Genomic DNA, 22,162 nt, shown 5'->3' with positions numbered 1-22,162 from the left:
TCAGGCCGTTGCCGCGGTTCGAGCGATGTCGCCGGCGTTTTCCAGCGTTTCCACCTTCCAGCACAGGTCCATGACCTTGCGGGCCTGATCGGCCGGAATGACGCCCTCGGCGAGATCGGCGAACTTGGTTTCAAGCTGCTTGTCGGTCATCGGTACCTCGACGCTGCCGATGGCATGCTGGATATATTTGTGCAGCGTGCGGCCGTCCTTGGTGACGATGGTCATGTCCACCTGCGCGGGCGTGATGCCGGGCGTCACCACCGGCTTCACCTTGCCTCGCAGCGCCACGATGGTCGGATCGGTCGCGGCGCGGTCACTGAACTGCTTCTCGCCGCCCGCCCCTTCGACAATGGCGACAGCGACGGCATGGTAGATGCTGAACTTACTTTCCAGCCCGTCATGCGGCGCGGTCTTGCCGGTCAATTCCAGCACCAGCGGATGCACTTTCAGATCAACATGGTCGATCTGGTCCGCCGTGAGCTTGTTCTCGTTGCGCAACTGGATGGCCGCATCGATCGCCGGATGCATGACGATGCCGCAGGCGAACGGCTTGTAGGTGTTGAGCGCCGCCTCGTAACGCTTGCCGAGATCGCCGGTGATCTCGTTGTAATCCTGCTTGGTGGAAATGGTGTTGGCCCAGCCGCGCTTGGCTTCCAGCATCTGGTCCGAACTCGTGTAGTTCTTCGCGGCAAGCACGGCGGCGAAAATACCGTTGGCGGCCGCGCGTCCCGGATTGAAACTCTTGTTCATCGAGCCAAAGGATTCGCGCAAACCAACCGGCTGCGATGCAGCCAGACCGATCGCCCACACCATCTGCTGCTCGTTGAGGTTCATCAGCTTGCCGATCGCCGCCGCCGAGCCGAACACGCCCGCGGTGCCGGTGATGTGCCAGCCGACATCGTAATGGTTCGGATAGACTGCGTTGCCGATGCGGCATTCGGTTTCGACACCGAGCACCAGCGCGTTGAGGAAATCCTTGCCCGACACCGGCTGCATTTCCGAATAGGCCAGGATCGCGGAGGCCACCGGCCCCGCGGGGTGGATGATGGTCTTCAGGTGCGTGTCATCGTAGTCGAAGATGTGACTCGAGACGCCGTTGATGAAAGCGGCGTTCATGATGTCGAACCGCTCCTTGCGCCCGAACAGCGACGCCTGCGGCGGGCCGGAGAACGGCTGCAGCGCTGACACCGCGATGTCGACCGTTTGGTGGTGCGAGCCGCCGATGGCGACGCCAACCCAGTTCAAGAGCGTACGCACGCCTTCCTTGCGGACGTTCTCGGGCAGGTCGTCATATTTCGCGGTGACAAGATAATGCGCCAGCGTGCGGGTGACGTCTTTCACCGGAGCCTTCGGTGCGGCAGCAGGCACTGCCTTGTCGGCGCTCTGTGCGAACACTCTATCTGTCATCGAAGCCGCAAGCGGCAGCGCGGCGGCAGTGCGCAACAAGGTCCGACGTGTCGTGAACGGCATGGTTCTCTCCCGGAGTGATTTATTTTTTGGGAGCCCGATCCTGTCGACCGTTATGGGGGCGTCAACACACCGATTGTTGATCGTCTAGACGACGAACAAACCGAATTGCATCGTGTCACGAAACACTCTGCGACCGCCCCAACAGAATTTCAGGATGTGAAAATCCACTTGCGTATCGCTCACGCGACCGCACGAAATCGGGACATCGCTAGATGTCGCGACCTTCGACTTTTTCCGACAGGCTCTTCACCATCTCCGGCACCTTGTCGAGGTGCGGGTTGATGACGAGCGCACGACGGAACACCTCCAGCGCGTGCCGGTCGTCGCCGGTCTCCTCGAGGATGACGCCGAGCCCCGCCAATGCGCCGAAGTGGCGCGGCTCGCGGCGCAGCACTTCCTCGATGTCTTCCATCGCGCGGTTGTAGTCGTTCTTCATGTAATAGAGCGTCGCGCGCTTATTCCAGGCTTCGACGTACTCGGGATGGAGCTTGATAATGGCATCGAGCAGTTTCATCGCGACATCGGACTGGTCGTTCTCAAGCGCGACGCGGGTGCGCGCCATCAACAGCGCAACGGTGTCGCTCGGCGTCTTCATCCAGATCGCCCAGATCCGCGCCTCGACCGCTCGCGCGCTTTCCTCGTCGGGCGCGGCCTTCAACGCATCGAACAGGAAATCGAGGCTCTTGCCGTGAGCCTTGACGGAGGGAAGCTGCTTCGGTGCTTCCGGCAATTTCTGTTTAGAATGAGAGTCGGCCTGCGCGGCCACGGGCGCGAGGCCAACAAGCGCCACGAGCGCAAATCCAGCAGACACATTCACCGCATTACGCCGGAGCAACATCATTCCCGGACTCTAAACGCGCAAAGCGCCGCCTGCAAAGAGCAAGCGGCGTCAAACGGATGTGATGATGTGAGGAACCGCCGGGCGAACCCGGCGCATGTCAAAGGCGATTAGCCCTGACGCGCCTTGAAGCGGCGCTGCACCTTGTTGATCACGTAAACCCGGCCCTTGCGACGGACCAGACGGTTGTTGCGGTGACGGCCACGGAGCGATTTCAGCGAGTTACGGACCTTCATGGGACAATGCTCTTGCGAAAGGCCGTTTCGACAGGCCGAGTTGCATCAGTTATTTCATGGGCGCCCGGGCGGCAAAGCCATCGCCGGGATGGCCGGTTTCTAGAGAGCGCCGGTTGGAATGTCAATGCAATCAAGGCTTTTTCCGCTCGGCTGACGGGATAAAAGCGGCCTTTTCCCGCTCTCCCCCACTGAAATCCTTGAGAAAATCGCCTCCCTCTTCTCCGGGCAGCGATTTACCCCTTCGGCCGCGTACTGGCCACCTTGCCCAGCCGGGCCAGATGGGTGGCGAGGAACTCGATCAGCGCCTCCACCCGCGCCGGACGCGGGCCGCCAGGCGGCATCACCAGATGCACCGCCCCCTCCGGCTGCTTCCAGCCCTTGAGGATGACCTCGACCTGCTTTTTGGCGATGGCCTCGCCGATGATGAAATCAGGCAGATCGGCGATACCGAGACCTGCGATCAGCGCCGGGATCACTGCCTCGCCATTGTTGACCCGCAACGGCCCCGACGGGCGCACCGACACCTGCTCTCCCGCAGCGTTCGCATAATGCCAAAGCTCCGGCGTCGTCCGGTAGGCATAGGTGAAGCAGCGGTGCTGGGCGAGATGCATCGGGTGCGTCGGCCGCCCATACTTCTTCAGATAGGACGGCGCAGCGACGGTATGCACCGGCATCGGACAAAGCCGCCGCGCCACCAGCGACGAATCCGGCAGCCGCGCGATGCGCACACCGATGTCGAAACCTTCGCCGATCAGATCGACCATGGCATCGCTCAGATGCAGATCGACCGACACGTCGGGGTATTGTGCGAGAAATTCTGGCAATAGCGGCGCGATCACGCGCTGGCCGAACGTCATCGGCACCGCGAGCCGCACCAGCCCACGCGGCGAGGCCGCCTGCGACAACGCCTCGTTCTCGGCCTCCTCGCCGTCCGCCAGCAATTGCGCCGCGCGCACCGACAATGCGCCCCCCGCGTCCGTGAGCGCCAGGCGCCGCGAACTGCGGTTGAACAGCCGCGCACCTAACCGTTCCTCCAGCCGGGTGACGGCCTTGGAAACCGTCGCCTTCGACAGCGCGAGCTCGCTCGCTGCCGCAGCGAACGACCGCAACTCCACCACTTTGGCGAAGATCGCCATCGCCTCAAAATCGGGAAGTTTCGCCATACGGCCTCCCTGACGGACGAGCCGTCGCCCGTCAGAGATTAGCGTATATTTGGAAACAATTAGTTTCAATAGTTTCTATTTTTAGATCAAACGAAAGACCCTAAAACCACCCCCATCGAAGTCCACAACCCCAGGCAATGGAGGAGATGACATGATCGAACTTCGTCCATTCAATTCCCTCGGCGGCGCCAACCACGGTTGGCTCAACGCCAAGCATCATTTCTCGTTCGCGAGCTATTACGATCCAGACCGCATGAGCCACGGCGCGCTGCGCGTCTGGAATGACGACGAGATCGCCCCCAATACTGGCTTTCCGGCGCATCCACATTCGGACATGGAGATCATCACCTATGTCCGCGAAGGCGCGATTACCCATCAGGACTCGCTCGGCAACAAGGGCCGCACCGAGGCCGGCGACGTTCAGGTGATGAGCGCGGGCTCCGGCATCCGCCACGCCGAGTACAATCTCGAGCCGGTCACGACCCGGATCTTCCAGATCTGGATCGAGCCGACGCAGCATGGCGGCCAGCCCTGCTGGGGCGCCAAGCCGTTCCCGAAGGACAATCGTTCCGGCAAGTTCGTGACGCTCGCCAGCGGCTTCAAGGATGACGCCGACGCGCTGCCAATCCGTGCCGAAGCGCGGGTGCTCGCCACCACGCTGAAGGCCGGTGAGAGCGCCGAGGTCGCACTCAACGACAACCACAAGGGCTACCTCGTGCCCGCGACGGGTTCGGTCGAGGTCAACGGCGTGCGCGCCAATGCCCGCGACGGCATCGCCATCAGCGAAGAGAAGAGCCTGCGCATCACCGCACTCGCCGACTCCGAACTCGTACTTGTGGAGACGGCGCAATGATCGACCTGCTGCTCGTGATGCCGGCGGTGACCGCAAGCCTGCGGACCCTGCTCGGCCGCGCCCGGCACTGCCGCGCGCACCTGCCCTGACAACAACGCCGTGGCCCGAACGGGCCATGGCACCCTCCCCTCATAACTGGAGATTCCCATGCCCAAGGTTCTCGTCCTTTATTATTCCACCTACGGCCACATCGAAGCCATGGCCAACGCCGTTGCCGAAGGCGCGCGCGAAGCCGGCGCCTCCGTCGACATCAAGCGCGTGCCTGAGACCGCCCCTCTCGAAGTCGCGAAGGCCGCACATTTCAAGCTCGATCAGCCCGCTCCGATCGCTAAGATCGAGGATCTCGCGAACTACGACGCCATCATCGTTGGCACCGGCACGCGCTTCGGCCGCATCTCCTCGCAGATGGCGAGCTTCCTCGATCAGGCCGGCGGCCTGTGGATGAAGGGAGCATTGCACGGCAAGGTCGGCGGCGCATTCAGCTCGTCCGCGACCCAGCACGGCGGACAGGAAACGACGCTGTTTTCCATCATCACCAACCTCTTGCACTTCGGCATGGTGATTGTCGGCCTGAACTACGGTTACGCCGGCCAGATGGGCGTCAAGGAAGTCCACGGCGGCGCACCCTACGGCGCCACCACGATCACCGATGGCGACGGTTCGCGCATGCCGAGTGAGAACGAACTCAATGCCGCCCGCTATCAGGGCCGCACCATCGCCGAGACCGCGAAGAAGCTGCACGGCTGATTTTCACAAGGCGGCGTATCGCAATCTTTTGCCTACGCCGCCTTGCCGAACGCCTTGCGCAATTCGCCTTTCGTCGCTTCCAGCTTCTTGCGCCGCGTCGCGGGTAAATTCTGGCCCGCACGGTTGATATAGAACACCAGCATCGACATCGCCGAACGATACGGATCGCTCTTGCGGCGATGGCTCTGCTCGGCCGAGCGCTTCAGCGACCGCGCAATCGCCTTCGGGCTGTCCTGCTTGAACACATCATGCTTGAGATCGAGCGCGTCGCTGGTCTGCGTGACTTGCTTCGACCATTTCTTCACCGGGCGCTTTGCAGAATGCGCACCAGTTTTCCGCACCCGCCGCGCCGTGGATTTGAGAGCAGTCTTTCTGTTACGTGCCTTGCGCGCATGGGTGCCGCGCGATTTTGATGCCGTTGTGCGTTTGCGCCGTGTCGCGGTTTTTGCCATGGTTTGCATCCTTCGCGAATGAGACCAAGCCTCAACGCGGCGCACCGCGTTAGGTTCGCAGCCGCCTTTTGCAGAACGGATTTTTTCATGACCATCAAGGCCTTCGTGTTCGACGCCTACGGCACGCTCTACGACATCCAGTCGGTCGCCGCGGTGACCGAGGAGGCTTTCCCCGGCTATGGCGATTTCATCACCCAGATCTGGCGGATGAAGCAACTCGAATACACCTGGCAGCGCAGCATGATGCAGCGCTACGAGGACTTCTCGGTGGTGACGCGGGAATCGCTCGTCTATTCGCTGAAGCTGCTCGGCCTCGCTTATTCCGATGCCGTATTCGAACGCATCATGGACAAGTATGTCCATCTCGATCTGTACCCGGACGCTAAAGCGGCACTCGCGGCGCTGAGCGGCCACAAGCTCGCCATCCTGTCGAACGGCAGCACTCAGATGCTGAACGATCTGGTGAAGAACACCAGCCTCGATCAGGTGCTTGATGCCACCATCAGCATCGATAGCGAACGCATTTTCAAGCCCGCGCCACAGGCCTACACGCTGATCGAAAAGAAACTCGGCGTGAAACCGGATGAGGTGATCTTCGTGTCGTCGAACCCGTTCGACGTCGCCGGCGCGAAATCCTTCGGCCTCAACGTCGCGTGGATCGAGCGAGTCACGCCGCAGGCGATGGCCGCCGAGATCAAGCCCGGCGCGCCTGTCGCGCCCGTCACGATGTTCAAAGCAGCACGGACGCAGATGGATGAACTGGGATTTCTGCCCGATCACCGCATCCGCGCCTTGTCCGACCTGCCGAAGCTCGTCGGGAAATAATCAGCTCTTGAAATAAGGCTCGACGGGGCCGGAGAATTTCATGGTGATCGGATTGCCGTGGCGGTCCTTCGCCGAGCCGACGCTCATCCGCACCCAGCCCTCGCTGACACAATATTCCTCGATATTGGTCTTCTCGACACCCTTGAAGCGGATGCCGATGTCGCGAGACAGAATCTTCTCATCGTAGAACGGGCTGTTGGGGTCGACCGAAAGGCGGTCGGGAAGTTCGTCGCTCATCATCATCCTTTAACTTTCGCTACGGCCACCAAGCATGGCTGCTATGGCCGCAGATCAGAACGGCAAATGTCCGCTTCTGAAATAATACATCGCGAGATAGCCGACCGCCAACCCGATCACCACACCTATTGCTACTCTCATACGTGCCTCCGCGACTGTTATCTTGCGAAAAGTCCGCATCCTGCACAAGCGGACAGCACAATCCCGCCGCATCTTCACATCGCCGCGACACCGTGAGACAGCGGAACCTTCCCGTCTTACGCCCGTTTTATTCCAGTTATAGCTTTGCCGCCGGGGCTCGGGGCGCAGGACATAATTTTCAGCCACGCCGGGAAAATTCCAATGGATGCTCCGCGTTCGACATCGGGTGATCGCACCCATCAGACCGACATCGATCAGCTCTGCATCAACACCATCCGCACCCTCACCGTCGATGCCGTGCAGAAAGCCAATTCAGGCCATGCCGGGGCGCCGATGGGCCTCGCTCCCGTCGCCTATACGCTGTGGCAGGAGGTGCTGCGCTACGATCCCAATGAGCCGCTATGGCCAAACCGCGACCGCTTCGTGCTGTCCTGCGGCCACGCCTCAATGCTGCTTTACTCCCTCATCCATCTCGCCGGCATCAAGCGGCTGAAGGACGGCAAGGTCACCGACAAGCTCGCGGTGACGCTCGACGACATCGAACACTTTCGCCAGATCGACAGCGTGACGCCGGGCCACCCGGAATATGGCCACACCACCGGCGTCGAGACCACCACCGGCCCGCTTGGACAGGGCTGCGGCAACAGCGTCGGCATGGCGATCGCCTCGCGCTGGTTAGGCGCACATTACAACAAGCCGGGCCACACCGTTTTCGATTTCAATGTCTACACCATCTGCAGCGATGGCGATCTGATGGAAGGCGTCGCCTCGGAAGCGGCATCGCTCGCGGGCCATCTCGGTCTCGACAACCTGTGCTGGATCTACGACAGCAACACCGTCACCATCGAAGGTCACACCGAACTCGCCTTCGATGAAAACGTCGCCGAGCGCTTCCGCGGATATGGCTGGCACGTCACGAATGTCGCCGACGCCAACGACTGCAACCGCGTCCGCTCCACGCTGGAAGAATTCCGCGAGACCAAGGGCCGCCCGACCCTCATCATCGTCAACAGCGTGATCGGCTACGGCGCGCCCGACATGCAGGGCACCTCGAAAATCCACAGCGACGCGCTTGGCGTCGAAGAGGTCAAGAAGACGAAGGCATTTCTCGGCTTTCCGCAGGACAAGGACTTCTACGTACCCGACGGCGTGCGCGAACGCTTCCATGATGGCATCGGCAAACGCGGTGCAGCCGCGCGCGAAGCTTGGGAAAAAGGCTTCAAGGATTATGCGAAGGAATATCCCCGCGAGGCGGGTCAGATCGAACGCTGCCTGAAGCACGGCTTGCCCGAGAACTGGGCCAGCACCCTGCCCGTCTTCAAACCGGACGCGAAAGGCATCGCCACCCGCGAGGCTTCAGGAAAAGTGCTGAACGCCATCGCCGAGGAATTGCCGTGGGTGCTGGGCGGCGCGGCCGACCTCGCGCCGTCCACTAAGACCAAGCTCACCACGGAGGGCATGGGCGCGCTGGAGAAGAATTCGCCAGGCGGTCGCAACATGCATTTCGGTGTCCGCGAGCACGGCATGGGCGCGATCGTCAACGGGCTCGGCCTATGCCATCTGCGCGGATATGGCGCGACCTTCCTGATCTTCTCGGACTACATGCGCCCGCCGATCCGGCTCGCCGCGCTGATGCGGCTGCCGATCTTCCATGTCTTCACCCACGACTCCATCGGCGTCGGCGAGGACGGCCCGACCCATCAGCCAGTCGAACAACTGGCTGGTTTGCGCGCCATTCCAGGCCTCGTGACCCTGCGTCCGGCAGACGCCAACGAGGTGCGCGAGGCCTACAAAGTGATTTTCACGTTGCGGGACGAACCGGCCGCGCTGGTGCTGAGCCGCCAGGCTCTGCCGATCTTCGACCGCGGCAAATATGCCTCCGCCTCCGGCCTCGCGCGCGGCGCCTATGTGATGGCGGATGGCGACGGCGAGCCGCAGGTGATCCTGATCGGCACCGGCAGCGAGGTACAATTGTGCGTCGCCGCCTATGAGGATCTGAAATCCCGCGGCATCCGCGCCCGCGTGGTCAGCATGCCGTCATGGGATCTGTTCGAGAAACAGGACAAATCCTACCGCGACACCGTCCTGCCCCCGCACATCACCGCGCGCGTGGCTGTGGAGCAAGGCTCCGCCATCGGCTGGGATCGCTACGCAGGCCCTTCCGGTGCCATCATCGGTATGCATACTTTCGGCGCCTCGGCGCCGCTGAAGGATCTGTTGAAGAAATTCGGCTTCACACCGGATAAGGTTGTCGAAGCGGCATTGCGTCAAATCGAACAGAACAAGGCATCATGAATCCTCTCAAAGAATTGCAGAACCATGGCCAGTCGATCTGGCTCGATTTCCTCGCGCGCGGCTTCATTGCCAAGGGAGAGCTGAAAGCGCTGATCGAGCGCGACGGTGTGCGCGGCGTCACATCCAACCCGTCCATTTTCGAGAAGGCCATCGGCACAGGCGACGAATACGATGCCGCGTTCGAGAAGCTGCTGAAGGGCGGCGACCGCTCGGTGATCGACCTTTATGAATCCGTCGCCATCGAGGACATCCAGAACGCGGCCGACGTGCTGAAGCCGGTGTACGATGAACTCCACGGCCATGACGGCTATGTCAGCCTCGAGGTTTCGCCCTATCTCGCGCTCGATACCGAAGGCACGCTCAATGAAGCGCGGCGGCTGTGGAAGTCCGTCCACCGCAAGAATTTGATGGTGAAGGTGCCCGGCACTCACGAAGGCCTGCCCGCGATCGAGCAACTCACGTCCGAGGGGCTGAGCATCAACATCACGCTGCTGTTCTCGCAGAAGGTCTATGCGCAGGTGCTGGAGGCCTACATCTCCGGGCTGGAGAAATTCGCAGCAAAAGGCGGCGACCTGTCCAAAGTCGCGAGCGTCGCCTCGTTCTTCGTCAGCCGCATCGACACCGCGGTGGACCGCCAGCTTGACGACAAGATCGCCGCCGCCAATGACGAGGACCGCAAGGCGCACCTTGCATCGCTCAAGGGCAAGGTCGCCGTCGCCAATGCCAAGCTCGCCTACCAGCACTACAAGAAAGTTATCGCCTCTGATCGTTGGAAGGCACTGGAAGCCAAGGGCGCCCGCGTGCAGCGCCTACTCTGGGCTTCGACCGGCACCAAGAACAAAGCCTACAGCGACGTGCTCTACGTCGAGGAGCTGATCGGCCGGGACACGGTCAACACCGTGCCGCCCGCGACGCTCGATGCCTTCCGTGACCACGGCAAGGTCCGCGACACGCTGGAGGAGAACGTCCCTGAAGCCGCGCAGGTGCTGGCCGACCTTGCGGACGCAGGTATCTCGCTGGACTCCATTACGGATCATCTGGTGGACGACGGCGTGCGGTTGTTTTCCGAAGCTGCCGACCAGCTCCTTGGCGCAGTGGCCTCCAAGCGCGCGCGGATGCTCGGCGCGAAGATCGACACGCAGGCGCTCGCGCTGGGTGATGATCTCACCCGCACCACCAAGGCACTGACCGACGACTGGCGCGCCGAAGGCAAGGGCCGCAGGCTCTGGAAGCGCGACGCCTCGGTGTGGACCAATCATGACGAAGCCAAATGGCTCGGCTGGCTGGATGCCGTCGAGCGCGAGCAGGATTCGCTGAAGCTCTACCAGCGCTTCTCCGACGCGGTGAAGCGCGCGAAATTCACCGATGCCGTCGTGCTCGGCATGGGCGGATCGAGCCTCGGCCCCGAAGTGCTCGCCACCACCTTCCAGCCGGTGAAGGGCTTCCCGAAGCTGCACATTCTCGATTCCATGGACCCTGCGCAGATCAAGCGCGTGGAGAACTCCATCAACCTGACCCGGACACTGTTCATCGTCTCCAGCAAGTCCGGCGGCACCACCGAGCCGAACGCGCTGATGGATTACTTCTTCAACCGCGTAGAGGAAGTGAGCGGTGAGAGCCCCGGCGTGCACTTCGTCGCCGTCACCGATCCTGGTTCGTCGCTAGAGAGGGTCGCACGCGAGCGCAACTTCATCCACGTTTTCCGTGGCGAGCCGAGCATTGGCGGGCGCTATTCGGTGATCTCGCCGTTCGGCCTAGTGCCGGCGGCTGCAGCCGGCATCGACCTTAAGAAATTCCTCGAAGCAGCCGGTGCGATGGCGCATGCCTGTGGCGCTGACGTGCCGCCGCATGAGAACCCCGGCATCCAGCTCGGCCTCGCGCTTGGCGCGGCGGCACGTGCCGGACGTGACAAGGTGACTCTGTCGGCATCGAACCAGATCGAAGACTTCGGCGCATGGACCGAACAGTTGATCGCCGAGTCCACCGGCAAGAACGGCCGCGCGCTGATCCCGCTCGCCGACGAGCCGCTGGGACAACCCAATGTCTATGGCGACGACCGCGTGTTCGTCGATCTCGCACTCAAGGGCGATACCTCGCGCGAAGCTGCACTCGCGGCGCTCGAACAGGCAGGCCACCCCGTCATCCGCATTGCGGTGACGGACGCCGCTCATATCGGGCAGGAGTTCTTCCGTTTCGAAATGGCGACCGCGGTCGCGGGCAGCGTGATCGGCGTCAATCCGTTCGACCAGCCCGACGTCGAGGCCGCCAAGGTGAAGACACGCGAACTCACTGCCGCGTTCGAGAAATCCGGCACGCTGCCGCAGGAAGAACCGCTCGTCACCGATGGCAATCTCGTGGTCTATACCGACCACAACAACGCCGAGGCGCTGCGCGAGGCAGGCGCAGACGGCACGGTGGCATCGTGGCTCAAGGCGCATTTCTCCCGCATCGAGTCCGGCGACTACGCCGCCCTGCTCGCTTACATCGACCATAATGACAAGGATATCGCGGCCCTCCAGAAGGCGCGCATCGCTATCCGCGACACCAAACGCGTTGCCACCTGCACGGGCTTCGGTCCGCGCTTCCAGCATTCCACCGGGCAGGCCTACAAGGGCGGGCCGAACACCGGCGTGTTCGTGCAGATCACCGCCGACGATGCCAAGGACCTGCCGGTGCCGGGCCAGAAAGCGAGCTTCGGCATCATCAAGGCCGCGCAGGCGCGCGGCGATTTCGACGTGCTCACCGAACGTGACCGCCGCGCCCTGCGGCTTCACATCAAGGGAGATGTCGCCAAGGGACTTGCCGCCATCAACAGCGCAGTCACGAAAGCGCTGTCTTAAGGAGGACGCATGCAGATCGGACTTGTCGGCCTCGGCCGGATGGGCGGCAACATCACTCGCCGCCTGATCGAAATGGGCAAGCACGAGGTCGTCGTGTTCGACGTCAATCCGAAGGCGGTCGGCGAACTGGCGCAGCACGGTGCCATCGCCGCCGCCTCGCTCAAGGAAGTCGCGGCGAAACTGAAAGCGCCGCGCACCGTCTGGATCATGCTGCCGGCCGGCAAGATCACAGAGGACACCATTCACGCGCTCTCCTCGATTCTGGAGAAGGGCGACACCATCATCGATGGTGGCAACACCTTCTGGCAGGACGACGTGCGCCGCGCGCAGGCGCTCAGGGAAAAAGGCATCAGCTACATCGATGTCGGCACCAGCGGTGGCATCTGGGGCTTTGAGCGCGGCTACTGCATGATGATCGGCGGCGGCAAGGCCAACGTCGATCGGCTCGATCCGATCTTCGCAACGCTCGCGCCAGGCGAAAGCGGCGTGCCGCGCACGCCGGGCCGCGACAAGCGCGATCCGCGCGCCGAACAGGGTTACATTCACGCCGGACCTGTCGGCGCCGGGCATTTCGTCAAGATGGTGCATAATGGCATCGAATACGGGCTGATGCAGGCCTATGCTGAAGGCTTCGACATCCTCAAGAACGCCAATATCGAGGCGCTGCCGCCCGAACATCGTTTTGACATCGATGTCGCCGATGTCGCGGAAGTCTGGCGGCGCGGCAGCGTGATCTCGTCATGGCTGCTCGATCTCACCGCGAGCGCGCTCGCGCGCAACGACACGCTCGATCAGTATTCGGGTTTCGTCGAGGATTCCGGCGAGGGCCGCTGGACCATCGCCGCGGCGATCGACGAATCCGTACCGGCGGAAGTCATCACCGCCGCCCTGTTCGCGCGCTTCCGCTCGCGCAAGGAACACACTTTCGCCGAAAAGATTCTCTCTGCGATGCGCGCAGGCTTCGGCGGCCACAGGGAGCCGCAGCAGCATCCCGATGCGCCCGGCGCCAAGGCACCGGAGAAGCTCAAGCCCAAAGACGACTAAGCAGGAGCCTGCCCATGATGAATGCCGATACCGTGAACGCACGCGAACGGATTCCGGATTCGTGCGGCTTCGTGATCTTCGGCGTCACCGGCGACCTCTCTCACCGGCTCGTCATTCCCGCCCTTTACAATCTCGCGGAGTCGGGACTGCTGCCAGAGAAATTCTGCATCATCGGCGTGACACGCACCGAAACGCAGAGCAAGACGCTCAAGACCGACCTGATGAAGGGGCTGGAGAAGTTCGCCACCCGCCCGGTGAAACAGGAGGTCGCCGACAGGCTGTTCGGATGTCTCACCTCGATCCATGTCGACCCTCGCGACCCGAAATCGGTCGAGAGCCTGAAGGCGCAACTCGATAAGGCCCACAAGGACAAAGGCATCACCAACCACCTGTTCTATCTTGCCGTGCCGCCCGGCGCGTTCAAGCCGATCAGCGAGATGCTCGGCGCGGCAGGCCTGCTCAAAGAAAAAGACGGCGCGTGGCGACGGCTGGTGATCGAAAAGCCGTTCGGCACCGACCTGCAGTCGGCCAAGCAACTGAATGCCGATCTGCTGAAGCTCGCCGACGAACATCAGATCTACCGGATCGACCATTATCTCGGCAAAGAGACGGTGCAGAATATTTTGGTGCTGCGCTTCGCCAACGGCATGTTCGAGCCGATCTGGAATCGCAATCACATCGATCATGTCCAGATCACCGTGTCGGAGACCATCGATGTCGGCACACGCGGCAACTTCTACGAGCAGACCGGCGCGCTGCGCGACATGGTGCCGAACCATCTGTTTCAGTTGATGGCGCTGGTGGCAATGGAGCCGCCCTCACGCTTCGATGCCCACTCGGTGCGCTCGGAAAAAGGTGAGGCGCTGGCGGCCATTCAGATCCAGAGTGAATCAGAAGCGTTGAAGAACTCCGTGCGCGGGCAATATCTCGCGGGCCGCATTGGCGACCGGCAGGTCGGCTATTACCGCCAGACCAAGGATGTTTCGCCAGACAGCACGGTGGAGACCTACGCCGCGCTGAAGCTCACCATCGACAACTGGCGCTGGGCGGGCGTGCCGTTCTATTTGCGCACCGGCAAGGCGCTCGCCGCCAAGCGCACGGAAGTCGCGATCCGCTTTAAGCAGGCACCGTTCTCGATGTTCCGCACCACCGAGGTGGAGCGGCTGTCGCAGAACTATCTCGTCATCGGCATCGAGCCGACCGAGGGCATCATGCTGCAGTTCAACACCAAGGTGCCAGGCCCGCAGGTCACCATCGACGGCGTCGAGATGAAGTTCAAATACAAGGACTACTTCAAGGCCTCGCCGAACACCGGCTACGAGACGCTGATCTACGATTGCATGATCGGCGACAACATCCTGTTTCAGCGCGCCGATGGCGTCGAAGCCGGATGGGCCGCCGTGCAGCCCTTCCTCGACGCATGGAAGAATGCCGGCGGCAAGGGGCTTGCGATGTATCAGGCCGGCACCGACGGCCCGGAGGAAGCGCACGAATTGCTGGAGCGCGACGGCCGTCGCTGGCGCGCGATCGACGGCGAATGAAAATGTCACGCTCCCGCATCATCGTCGAGCCGGACATGGCGGCACTTGCCGAACACGCCGCCGCGCGCCTCGTCGCCCGCGCCGCTGAGAACACCGGCGAGCCTGCGATCTGCCTCACCGGCGGCTCGACGCCGAAACGGTTGTACGAGTTGCTGGCAACGCCGGAATGGCGAACGCAATTGCCGTGGGCGCGGCTGCACTGGTTCATCGGCGACGACCGCTTCGTTCCGCCGGACGACGACCTCAGCAATATCGGCATGGCGCGCCACGCGTTTCTGGATGGCTGCGCGCCGCCAAAGAACATTCATGCAATCCCCACCGATGCCGCCTCGCCGGATGAAGCCGCACGGCTTTACGAACAGACGCTGCGCCATTTCCAGGCCCACCACCGAGCTGACGGCGCGCCGCTGTTCGATCTCGTGCTGCTCGGTGTCGGGCCGGACGGTCACACTGCCTCGCTGTTTCCCGGCTATCCCGCGGCGGCTGAGACGGAGCATTGGGTTGCGGGCGTGCCGCAGGCCCATGTCGCGCCCTTCGTGCCGCGCGTCAGCCTGACACTGCCCTGCCTCGCGCAATGCCGCGAGATGCTGCTGATGGCGTCAGGCCACGACAAGCGCACAATCCTTTCGCGCGTGTTTGCTGGCGAGGATCTGCCCGCCGCCCATGCGCAATCGTCACGCGGCGAAACCTGGTGGCTGATCGACAAAGCGGCCGCACCCGAGCCAAGCGGGGCGTGATGGCACCAAGCCCCGGCATCAATGTCGTGATCCTGATGGGCGTGTCCGGTTCGGGCAAGACCACTATCTCGCAGGCACTCGCCGCGCGCACCGGATTCGCGGAGCGGGACGGCGACGATTACCATTCCGCCGCCAATATCGAAAAGATGAAAGCCGGAATTCCGTTGACCGACGACGATCGCCTACCCTGGCTGCGTTCGATCGCGGAGGCCATCAACAATTATGCGAACAGCAATACGCCGATTATCATCGCCTGCTCTGCACTGAAACGATCCTACCGCGACATTCTCGTGCACGGCCGCAAGGACGTGCGGATCGTCTACCTGAAAGGACCAGCCGATTTGATCGCACAGCGCCTTACGCAGCGCGGCGGTCATTTCATGCCGCCGAAACTGCTCGACAGCCAGATTGACGCGCTGGAACCGCCGCAGCCTGACGAACATATTCTCACGGTCGATATCGACGCACCGGTGGAGCGCATCGTGGACGACATCATTATCACCCTGCACCTGCCGGACAACGCAGGAGCCCGCGTCTCATGAACCCCATCCGCCTGGTGATTTCCGATGTCGACGGCACGCTGGTCACGCGTGACAAACAACTGACGCCCGGCGTTATCGCCGCTGTGCATCGCCTGCATACGCGCGGCATCGCCTTTACCGCTGTGAGCAGCCGCCCCCCCTTTGGCATGCGAATGCTGTCGGCGCCCTTGAAGCTCACGGTGCCGATGGGGGCATTCAACGGCAGCACGCTGTTCAATCCGGACGGCTCCGTGCTCGAGAGCCACACCATCCCGCCTGACGCAGTCGATGTCGCGCTCGACCTCCTCAACGCGCGCGGCACGGATATCTGGCTGTTCACCGCGGAGCGCTGGCTGGTCCGGCGCGGCGACACCTCCTATGTCGCGCGCGAGCGTCACACCATCGATTTCGAGCCGGAGATCGTCGGCGACGATGCCATACCGCGCGACGGCATCTGCAAGATCGTCGGCGTCAGCGAGGATTTCGATCTGCTGGCAGCCTGCGAGCCGGATCTCAAGGCCGCGCTCGGCAAAGCCGCTCATGCGGCGCGCTCACAGAACTATTATCTCGATGTCACGCCGCCCAGCCTCGACAAGGGCACCTTCGTCGAAGAAACCGCCGCCCGGCTCGGCATTCCGCCTAAGGAGGTCGCCGTCATCGGCGATATGGCCAACGATCTGCCGATGTTCCTCAAAAGTGGGATATCGTTTGCGATGGGCAATGCCAGCGACGCGGTGAGGAAGCGCGCGACTTATACCACCCTATCCAACGAAGAAGACGGCGTAGCGGCCGCCATCGACAAAATCCTGGCGCTCGCCTAGTTCTTCTTCGCCCGCTGCACGGCGGGCTTGTCCGGATGAAGCGCCGCGAAGATGTTCTGCGCGGTGTTGACCATCGCGATGTGCGTCAACGCCTGCGGGAAGTTGCCGGTCTGCCGCCGCAGGCCGGGATCGTATTCTTCCGACAATAATCCGACATCATTGGCGATGCCGTGCACCCGCAGATAGAGCTCGCGCGCATCGTCGACGCGGCCAAGCAGCACATAGACATCCGCGAGCCACAGCGTGCAAGCGAGGAACGCCCCTTCGATTGGCTGTGTCTCGTCGTTGTGCACCTCCTGCGGATCATGCCGCAGTACGAAACCGTCCGGCATCATCCGCTGCTCGATCGCGGCGATGGTGCCGAGGACACGCGGATCGTCAGGCTTGAGAAAGCCAACAGCAGGCAGCAGCAGCAGGCTCGCATCGAGCATCTTCGAGCCGTAGGATTCGACGAAGGTGTTCTCCTGCGCATCGAAGCCGTTCGCGCAGATGTCGTTATGGATAAGATCGCGGAGCACCCGCCACTCCTCCACCGGACCTTTCCTGCCGAATTTCTCGACGGCGAGCACAGCGCGGTCAAACGCCACCCAGCACATCGCCTTGGAGAACACGTAATGCCGGGGCACATCTCGCCGCTCCCAGATGCCGCAATCGGGCTCGCTCCACACCTTCGCGAGATGTTCGAGAAGCGCCAGTTCGACCGGCCAGGTTTCGCCGTTGAGCTGGATCTTGTGGACCCTCGCCTGATGGAAGGCGTCCATCAGTTCGCCATAGACATCGAGTTGCAACTGCGCGTGCGCGGCATTGCCGAACCGCACCGGCTTCGAATCCTCATAGCCGGGCAGCCAGTCCGCCTGCCATTCAAGCAGGCGGCGCGCGCCGGTGATGCTGTACATGATCTGCATGTCGGCGGGCGCCCCCGCGACCGAGCGCAGCAGCCATTCATGCCATGCAACCGCCTCCTCGACATAGCCGCTATCGATCAAGGCGAGCAGCGTGAAAGTCGCGTCGCGCAGCCAGCAGAAGCGATAATCCCAATTTCGCGCGCCGCCGATCTTTTCCGGCAGCGATGTCGTCGGCGCGGCAACGATGCCGCCGGTCGGCGCATAGGTCATGGCCTTGAGCGTAATCAGCGAGCGCTGGATGAAGTCGCGATGCTTGCCCTTGAAATTGCAGCGCGAGGACCACTCGGTCCAGAACGACTCGGTCTCCTCCAGCGCGATCTCGATATCGATCGCCTCCGGCACTGGAAGATGCGAGGGGTCGTAGGTCATGACGTAGTGGAAGGTTTGGCCCTCATGCACCTGGAAGTCGGAGACGGTCGTCATTCCCTCGCCGTGCATCTCGACATTGCTGCGCAACACCACCATGTCCGGCCCCGCAACCGCCTGCAGCGTGCCGTCATCGAGCCTTCGCACCCACGGAACGTTGGCGCCGGAGCCGAAGCGCAACAGCAATTCCATTCGCATGTCGACGACGCCGGCATCCCCGCGCACGATCCGCACGATGTCGGAGGCCTCGCCGCGCGGCGGCATGAAATCGATCAGCGTGCAGGTGCCGTTCTCGCAACTGAATGTGGTTTCGAGGATGAGCGTGCCATCGCGATAGCCGCGTTTGACGCTGAATGCCTCGCTCTTTGGCGCGATCTTCCAGCGGCCGTGTTCGGGCGTGCCGAGCAGCGCGGCGAAGCAGGCATCAGAGTCGAATGTCGGCCAGCAGAGCCAGTCGATCGAACCGTCGCGGCTCACAAGCGCAGTGGTGAGGCAATCTCCGATAAGGGCATAGTCTTCAATGGGAGAAGGCAAAAACGACCTCGCAAACGGCATAACAAAACTGCGCCGAAAACGACGCGCATGGCCATAACCGCCGGGACGTTGAAAAGTTCAACGTTCGCACCTGAATTTCGTTTCAGGTGAATAGAGAGAAAGTCCGACGCTAGCCGCCCGCGAGTACCGTATCGAGTACCGCGCTGTAATGGCAGGCAGCCGCGAGCAGCACGAAGCCATGCCAGATCGCATTCTGGAAGCGCAGGCGCTGCCAGGCGTGGAAGATCACGCCCGCCGAATACAGCACGCCGCCAATCGCGATCAGCCACAGCGCTGTGTGAGTGAGCGAAGCCGCAATAGAATCGTAAGCCACCACGCCGCTCCAGCCGAGCGCCAGATAAAGGCCGACGGCGAGGCGGTCGAACCGGCCGGGATAGGCGATCTTCAACGCAATGCCGAGCAGCGCGACGGACCACACGCCGCCCAGCAGCGCAAAAGCCAGCGCGCGGTCGTTCATCTGCGCGAGCAGCGGCGTATAGGTCGCGGCGATCAGCACATAGATCGCTGAATGATCAAACCGCCGCAAAATCCATTTCGCGGGCGAGACCGGCCACAAATTATAGACCGCCGAGAAAGACAGCATGGCGACGAGGCCGATCGCGTATATCGACACGGTGACGAGGTCGAGCGTCGAGGCATACACGCCCGCGAGCACGATCAGCGCGGTCGAGGCGATGAGCCCAAGCGAGACGCCGGTAATGTGCACGATGCTGTCGGCGATCAGTTCGGCCCGATCGTAGGTCCAGTGAATGGCACCCCGGCCGGGCAGCGGGGGCAAAGCGACCAATTCTTTCAACCGGAAAACCGACATCACGCAACCACTATGCTTCAACCCAACCGTACGCCTTGACCCACAACAAAATCCTACCAACCCATGACAACGCGGTCACAATTCAGGGCGATCCACGCAATCTTGATTTTGGGTTCCATCATCGCCAGCTTTTTGGAGGTACTCACGCTATCCTCCTCTCTCATTTGATCGAATTATGGCACCCGGCCTATCTGACATTTTCGACGATCTGCGGCTGTCGGCACGCTCGCTGCTCGACTACAGCGAGAGCCTGCTCAACCCGACCGTCCGCCTCGGCGTCACCGGCCTGTCGCGCGCGGGTAAGACGGTATTCATCACCGCGCTGGTGCACGGCTTCCTGCGCGGGGGCCGCTTCCCGGTGTTCGAATCGCTCTCCAGTGGGCGGATCGCACGGGCGCGGCTGGAGCCGCAGCCGGACGACGGCATCCCGCGCTTCGCTTATGAGGCACATCTGCGCACCCTGATCGAGGATCGGCTGTGGCCGCAATCGACCACCGACATCAGCGAGTTGCGGCTCGCCATCGACTATCAGCGCGAAAACGGCGCGATGCGCACGCTGACGCTCGATATCGTGGACTATCCCGGCGAATGGCTGCTCGACCTGCCGCTGCTCCATAAAAGCTATGAGGAGTGGTCGGCGGAAAGCCTTGCGCTGTCGCGGCAGGCCCCACGCAACGCGCTCGCCAAGCCGTGGCACGAGCATCTCGAAAGCCTCGCTCCGGTCGCACCGGGCAATGAAGCAGTGGCGCAAGTCGCAGCAAGGCTTTTCACCGATTACCTGCGCGCCTGCCGCCACGAGCAGTTCGCCATGAGCCTGCTGCCGCCTGGCCGCTTCTTGATGCCGGGTGCGCTCGCCAACTCGCCCGCCCTCACCTTCGCACCGCTCGATCTGCCCGCAGGCGGCACACCGCCAGCAGGCTCGCTGTGGGCGATGATGCGCAGGCGCTATGAGTCCTACAAAGACATCGTGGTGCGGCCGTTCTTCCGCGACCATTTCGCGCGGCTCGACCGCCAGATCGTGCTGGTCGACGCACTCGCTGCGTTCAACGCCGGACCTGAAGCGCTGCACGATCTCGAAGGCGCGCTCGCAGGCATCCTCGATTGCTTCAACACCGGGCGGCGCACGCTGCTCAGCATAATGTTTCGCCCGCGCATCGACCGCATCCTGTTCGCGGCAACCAAGGCCGACCATCTGCATCGTACCAGCCACGACCGGCTGGAGGCGATCCTGCGGCGAATGGTGGAGCGTGCTGCCTCCCGCGCGGAATTCGCGGGCGCCAAAACCGACGTGGTGGCGCTCGCCGCCGTGCGTGCAACCCGCGAGGCCAGCGTGCAGCATCATGGCGAGACGCTGCCCTCCATTGTCGGCACGCCGATGCAGGGTGAAGTCGCGGGCAAAGAAACATTCGACGGCGAGACCGAGGTCGCGACTTTTCCTGGCGATCTTCCCGCGTCACCTGATGCCCTGTTCAGCGAGGGGACGTTCAGGGGCTCCGGCTCCGCGCACCCTGGCGAGGCCGACTACCGCTTCCTGCGTTTCCGCCCGCCCCGACTCGACACCACGCAGGGCGAGCCCGCGCTGCCGCACATCCGCCTCGACCGTGCGTTGCAATTCCTGATCGGAGACAAACTGCAATGAATGAGCGCAGTCATCCGCGCAAACCGGCGTCGTTCCGGCTCGACGATCCGCGCGTCACGGTTGCGGAAGCGGGCGAAAGCGGACGCCCGCCGCATGGCGGCATCCGCATCACGCCGGAGCCCGATGCGCCGGCACTGCCCGCGCCGGTCGAGGTCATCCATCCGCGCCGCAAGCGCTTTCCGTGGGGCGGGCTGTTCTGGACCACACTCGGCGGCCTTGTCGTGCTCGGGCTAGGCCTCGGTGCGGCCAATCTGATCGAAGACCTGTTCGCGCGCAGCGAGGCGCTGGGCTTCACCGGCATTGCGCTCGCAGTTCTGTGTGCGCTGGCCTTCGTCGTAATCGTCGCGCGTGAGGCGCTGGCGCTCTCCCGGCTCGACACCATCGAGCAGTTGCATGCCCGCGCAGATGCCGTGCTCACCTCGGACGACCGCGCGCAGAGCGATGTCATCGTCCGCGATCTTCTTAAAGTGGCACACGACAATCCGCATCTCGCCCACGCCCGCGCGGTGATGCAGAGTCACGCTACCGACATCATCGACGGCGCCGACATGCTGCGGCTTGCCGAACGCACATTGATGGCGCCGCTCGATCAGGAGGCGCGACGGCTGATCTCGAGCGCGGCCTCGCGCGTCTCCATCGTCACCGCTGTCAGTCCCGGCGCAGTGATCGACATGCTGTTCGTGTTCGCCGCCGCGTTGCGGCTGGTACGGCAACTCGCGCGCCTCTATGGCGGCCGACCCGGCACACTCGGCATGTTCAAGCTGATGCGACATGTCATCGCACATCTCGCCGTCACCGGCGGCATGGCCGCGAGCGACAGTCTGATCCAGCAGGTGCTCGGACACGGCGTGGCGGCAAAATTGTCAGCACGTCTCGGCGAAGGCATTTTGAACGGACTGCTCACCGCGAGGCTCGGCCTCGCTGCCGTAGACGTGACACGGCCGCTGCCGTTCTCGGCGCTGCCCCGCCCCGTGCTCTCCGATCTGGTGAAGGACTTGATGCGCCGTGCCGATCCGGCCGCCCGGATCGAGGCGCAAAAAAATCTGGATTCCCTCGAACGCGAATGAACCACCGCGCCGGGTGGCGCAACCAACCGATATCGGGCCAGCCCGGCCCTTTCATCGG

The 22,162-nt window shown here is 62.8% G+C and carries 20 protein-coding genes; 12 read left to right on the top strand and 8 right to left on the bottom strand.

The features are described 5' to 3' along the window. The 4 genes from HMPREF9697_RS17845 to HMPREF9697_RS17830 form a co-directional block, all read right to left on the bottom strand. Window positions 1-1,470 carry an MmgE/PrpD family protein gene (locus HMPREF9697_RS17845; RefSeq protein ID WP_002718647.1) on the bottom strand — a complete coding sequence of 490 codons (1,470 nt, stop codon included), beginning with the start codon at window positions 1,468-1,470 and terminating at the stop codon, window positions 1-3. A gap of 208 nt (window positions 1,471-1,678) precedes the next feature. Then, window positions 1,679-2,308 carry a tetratricopeptide repeat protein gene (locus HMPREF9697_RS17840; protein ID WP_002718646.1) on the bottom strand — a complete coding sequence of 210 codons (630 nt, stop codon included), beginning with the start codon at window positions 2,306-2,308 and terminating at the stop codon, window positions 1,679-1,681. 110 nt (window positions 2,309-2,418) lie between these two features. Further along, entirely contained in the window at window positions 2,419-2,544 is a 126-nt protein-coding gene (gene ykgO / locus HMPREF9697_RS17835; protein WP_002718645.1) for a type B 50S ribosomal protein L36, read from the bottom strand. A gap of 233 nt (window positions 2,545-2,777) precedes the next feature. Continuing rightward, complete coding sequence (locus tag HMPREF9697_RS17830) at window positions 2,778-3,707, bottom strand: LysR family transcriptional regulator (RefSeq protein WP_002718644.1); 930 nt, start codon at window positions 3,705-3,707, stop codon at window positions 2,778-2,780. Between the two features lie 151 nt (window positions 3,708-3,858). Between HMPREF9697_RS17830 and HMPREF9697_RS17825 the strand changes: the two genes are divergently transcribed. Both HMPREF9697_RS17825 and wrbA read left to right on the top strand, forming a co-directional pair. Next, window positions 3,859-4,560 (top strand): pirin family protein, encoded by a 702-nt coding sequence (locus HMPREF9697_RS17825; RefSeq protein WP_002718643.1) that lies wholly within the window; start codon window positions 3,859-3,861, stop codon window positions 4,558-4,560. A gap of 147 nt (window positions 4,561-4,707) precedes the next feature. Continuing rightward, window positions 4,708-5,307, top strand: coding sequence for an NAD(P)H:quinone oxidoreductase (gene wrbA, locus HMPREF9697_RS17820; protein ID WP_002718641.1), 600 nt, complete (start codon window positions 4,708-4,710; stop codon window positions 5,305-5,307). A gap of 32 nt (window positions 5,308-5,339) precedes the next feature. Here wrbA and HMPREF9697_RS17815 read toward each other — a convergent pair whose 3' ends face one another. Then, window positions 5,340-5,759, bottom strand: a complete 420-nt coding sequence (locus HMPREF9697_RS17815; RefSeq protein WP_002718640.1) for a DUF3175 domain-containing protein — start codon at window positions 5,757-5,759, stop codon at window positions 5,340-5,342. A gap of 87 nt (window positions 5,760-5,846) precedes the next feature. On the opposite strand from HMPREF9697_RS17815, the gene HMPREF9697_RS17810 reads away from it, so the two are divergent. Next, window positions 5,847-6,584, top strand: a complete 738-nt coding sequence (locus HMPREF9697_RS17810) for a haloacid dehalogenase type II (protein ID WP_002718639.1) — start codon at window positions 5,847-5,849, stop codon at window positions 6,582-6,584. Here HMPREF9697_RS17810 and HMPREF9697_RS17805 read toward each other — a convergent pair whose 3' ends face one another. Beyond that, window positions 6,585-6,821, bottom strand: a complete 237-nt coding sequence (locus HMPREF9697_RS17805; RefSeq protein ID WP_002718638.1) for a DUF3297 family protein — start codon at window positions 6,819-6,821, stop codon at window positions 6,585-6,587. A gap of 342 nt (window positions 6,822-7,163) precedes the next feature. Between HMPREF9697_RS17805 and tkt the strand changes: the two genes are divergently transcribed. From tkt to HMPREF9697_RS17770, 7 genes are read left to right on the top strand one after another with little or no spacing between them, the layout of a single operon-like run. Further along, entirely contained in the window at window positions 7,164-9,257 is a 2,094-nt protein-coding gene (gene tkt / locus HMPREF9697_RS17800) for a transketolase (RefSeq protein ID WP_002718637.1), read from the top strand. Beyond that, complete coding sequence (locus tag HMPREF9697_RS17795) at window positions 9,254-12,097, top strand: bifunctional transaldolase/phosoglucose isomerase (protein ID WP_002718636.1); 2,844 nt, start codon at window positions 9,254-9,256, stop codon at window positions 12,095-12,097. Before tkt ends, HMPREF9697_RS17795 begins: the two co-directional genes overlap by 4 nt. Window positions 12,098-12,106: 9 nt before the next feature. After that, window positions 12,107-13,141, top strand: coding sequence for a phosphogluconate dehydrogenase (NAD(+)-dependent, decarboxylating) (gene gnd, locus HMPREF9697_RS17790; protein ID WP_002718635.1), 1,035 nt, complete (start codon window positions 12,107-12,109; stop codon window positions 13,139-13,141). Window positions 13,142-13,155: 14 nt separating this feature from the next. Then, window positions 13,156-14,682: a glucose-6-phosphate dehydrogenase gene (zwf, locus tag HMPREF9697_RS17785; RefSeq protein WP_002718634.1), complete on the top strand. Its 1,527-nt coding sequence runs from the start codon at window positions 13,156-13,158 to the stop codon at window positions 14,680-14,682. A 2-nt stretch (window positions 14,683-14,684) separates the two neighbouring features. Beyond that, window positions 14,685-15,419 carry a 6-phosphogluconolactonase gene (gene pgl / locus HMPREF9697_RS17780; protein ID WP_040308017.1) on the top strand — a complete coding sequence of 245 codons (735 nt, stop codon included), beginning with the start codon at window positions 14,685-14,687 and terminating at the stop codon, window positions 15,417-15,419. Beyond that, window positions 15,419-15,961, top strand: coding sequence for a gluconokinase (locus HMPREF9697_RS17775; protein WP_002718632.1), 543 nt, complete (start codon window positions 15,419-15,421; stop codon window positions 15,959-15,961). Before pgl ends, HMPREF9697_RS17775 begins: the two co-directional genes overlap by 1 nt. After that, on the top strand, window positions 15,958-16,761 hold the full coding sequence (locus HMPREF9697_RS17770) for a Cof-type HAD-IIB family hydrolase (protein ID WP_002718631.1): 804 nt from the start codon (window positions 15,958-15,960) through the stop codon (window positions 16,759-16,761). The genes HMPREF9697_RS17775 and HMPREF9697_RS17770 overlap by 4 nt, the downstream gene beginning before the upstream one ends. On the opposite strand, the gene HMPREF9697_RS17765 is transcribed toward HMPREF9697_RS17770, so the two are convergent. Both HMPREF9697_RS17765 and trhA read right to left on the bottom strand, forming a co-directional pair. Beyond that, window positions 16,758-18,566 carry a glycoside hydrolase family 15 protein gene (locus HMPREF9697_RS17765; protein ID WP_002718630.1) on the bottom strand — a complete coding sequence of 603 codons (1,809 nt, stop codon included), beginning with the start codon at window positions 18,564-18,566 and terminating at the stop codon, window positions 16,758-16,760. The genes HMPREF9697_RS17770 and HMPREF9697_RS17765 overlap by 4 nt on opposite strands. A 130-nt stretch (window positions 18,567-18,696) precedes the next feature. Further along, complete coding sequence (trhA, locus tag HMPREF9697_RS17760) at window positions 18,697-19,398, bottom strand: PAQR family membrane homeostasis protein TrhA (RefSeq protein ID WP_040308016.1); 702 nt, start codon at window positions 19,396-19,398, stop codon at window positions 18,697-18,699. A 175-nt stretch (window positions 19,399-19,573) separates the two neighbouring features. Here trhA and HMPREF9697_RS17755 point away from each other — a divergent pair, with 175 nt between their 5' ends. Beyond that, on the top strand, window positions 19,574-21,037 hold the full coding sequence (locus tag HMPREF9697_RS17755; RefSeq protein WP_002718628.1) for a YcjX family GTP-binding protein: 1,464 nt from the start codon (window positions 19,574-19,576) through the stop codon (window positions 21,035-21,037). Beyond that, complete coding sequence (locus tag HMPREF9697_RS17750) at window positions 21,034-22,104, top strand: YcjF family protein (protein WP_002718627.1); 1,071 nt, start codon at window positions 21,034-21,036, stop codon at window positions 22,102-22,104. Before HMPREF9697_RS17755 ends, HMPREF9697_RS17750 begins: the two co-directional genes overlap by 4 nt. Window positions 22,105-22,162 lie beyond the last annotated feature (58 nt).

The organism is Afipia felis ATCC 53690 (assembly GCF_000314735.2).
Taxonomy (GTDB): Bacteria; Pseudomonadota; Alphaproteobacteria; order Rhizobiales; family Xanthobacteraceae; genus Afipia; species Afipia felis.
This window is presented reverse-complemented; position numbering and strand designations above follow the sequence as displayed.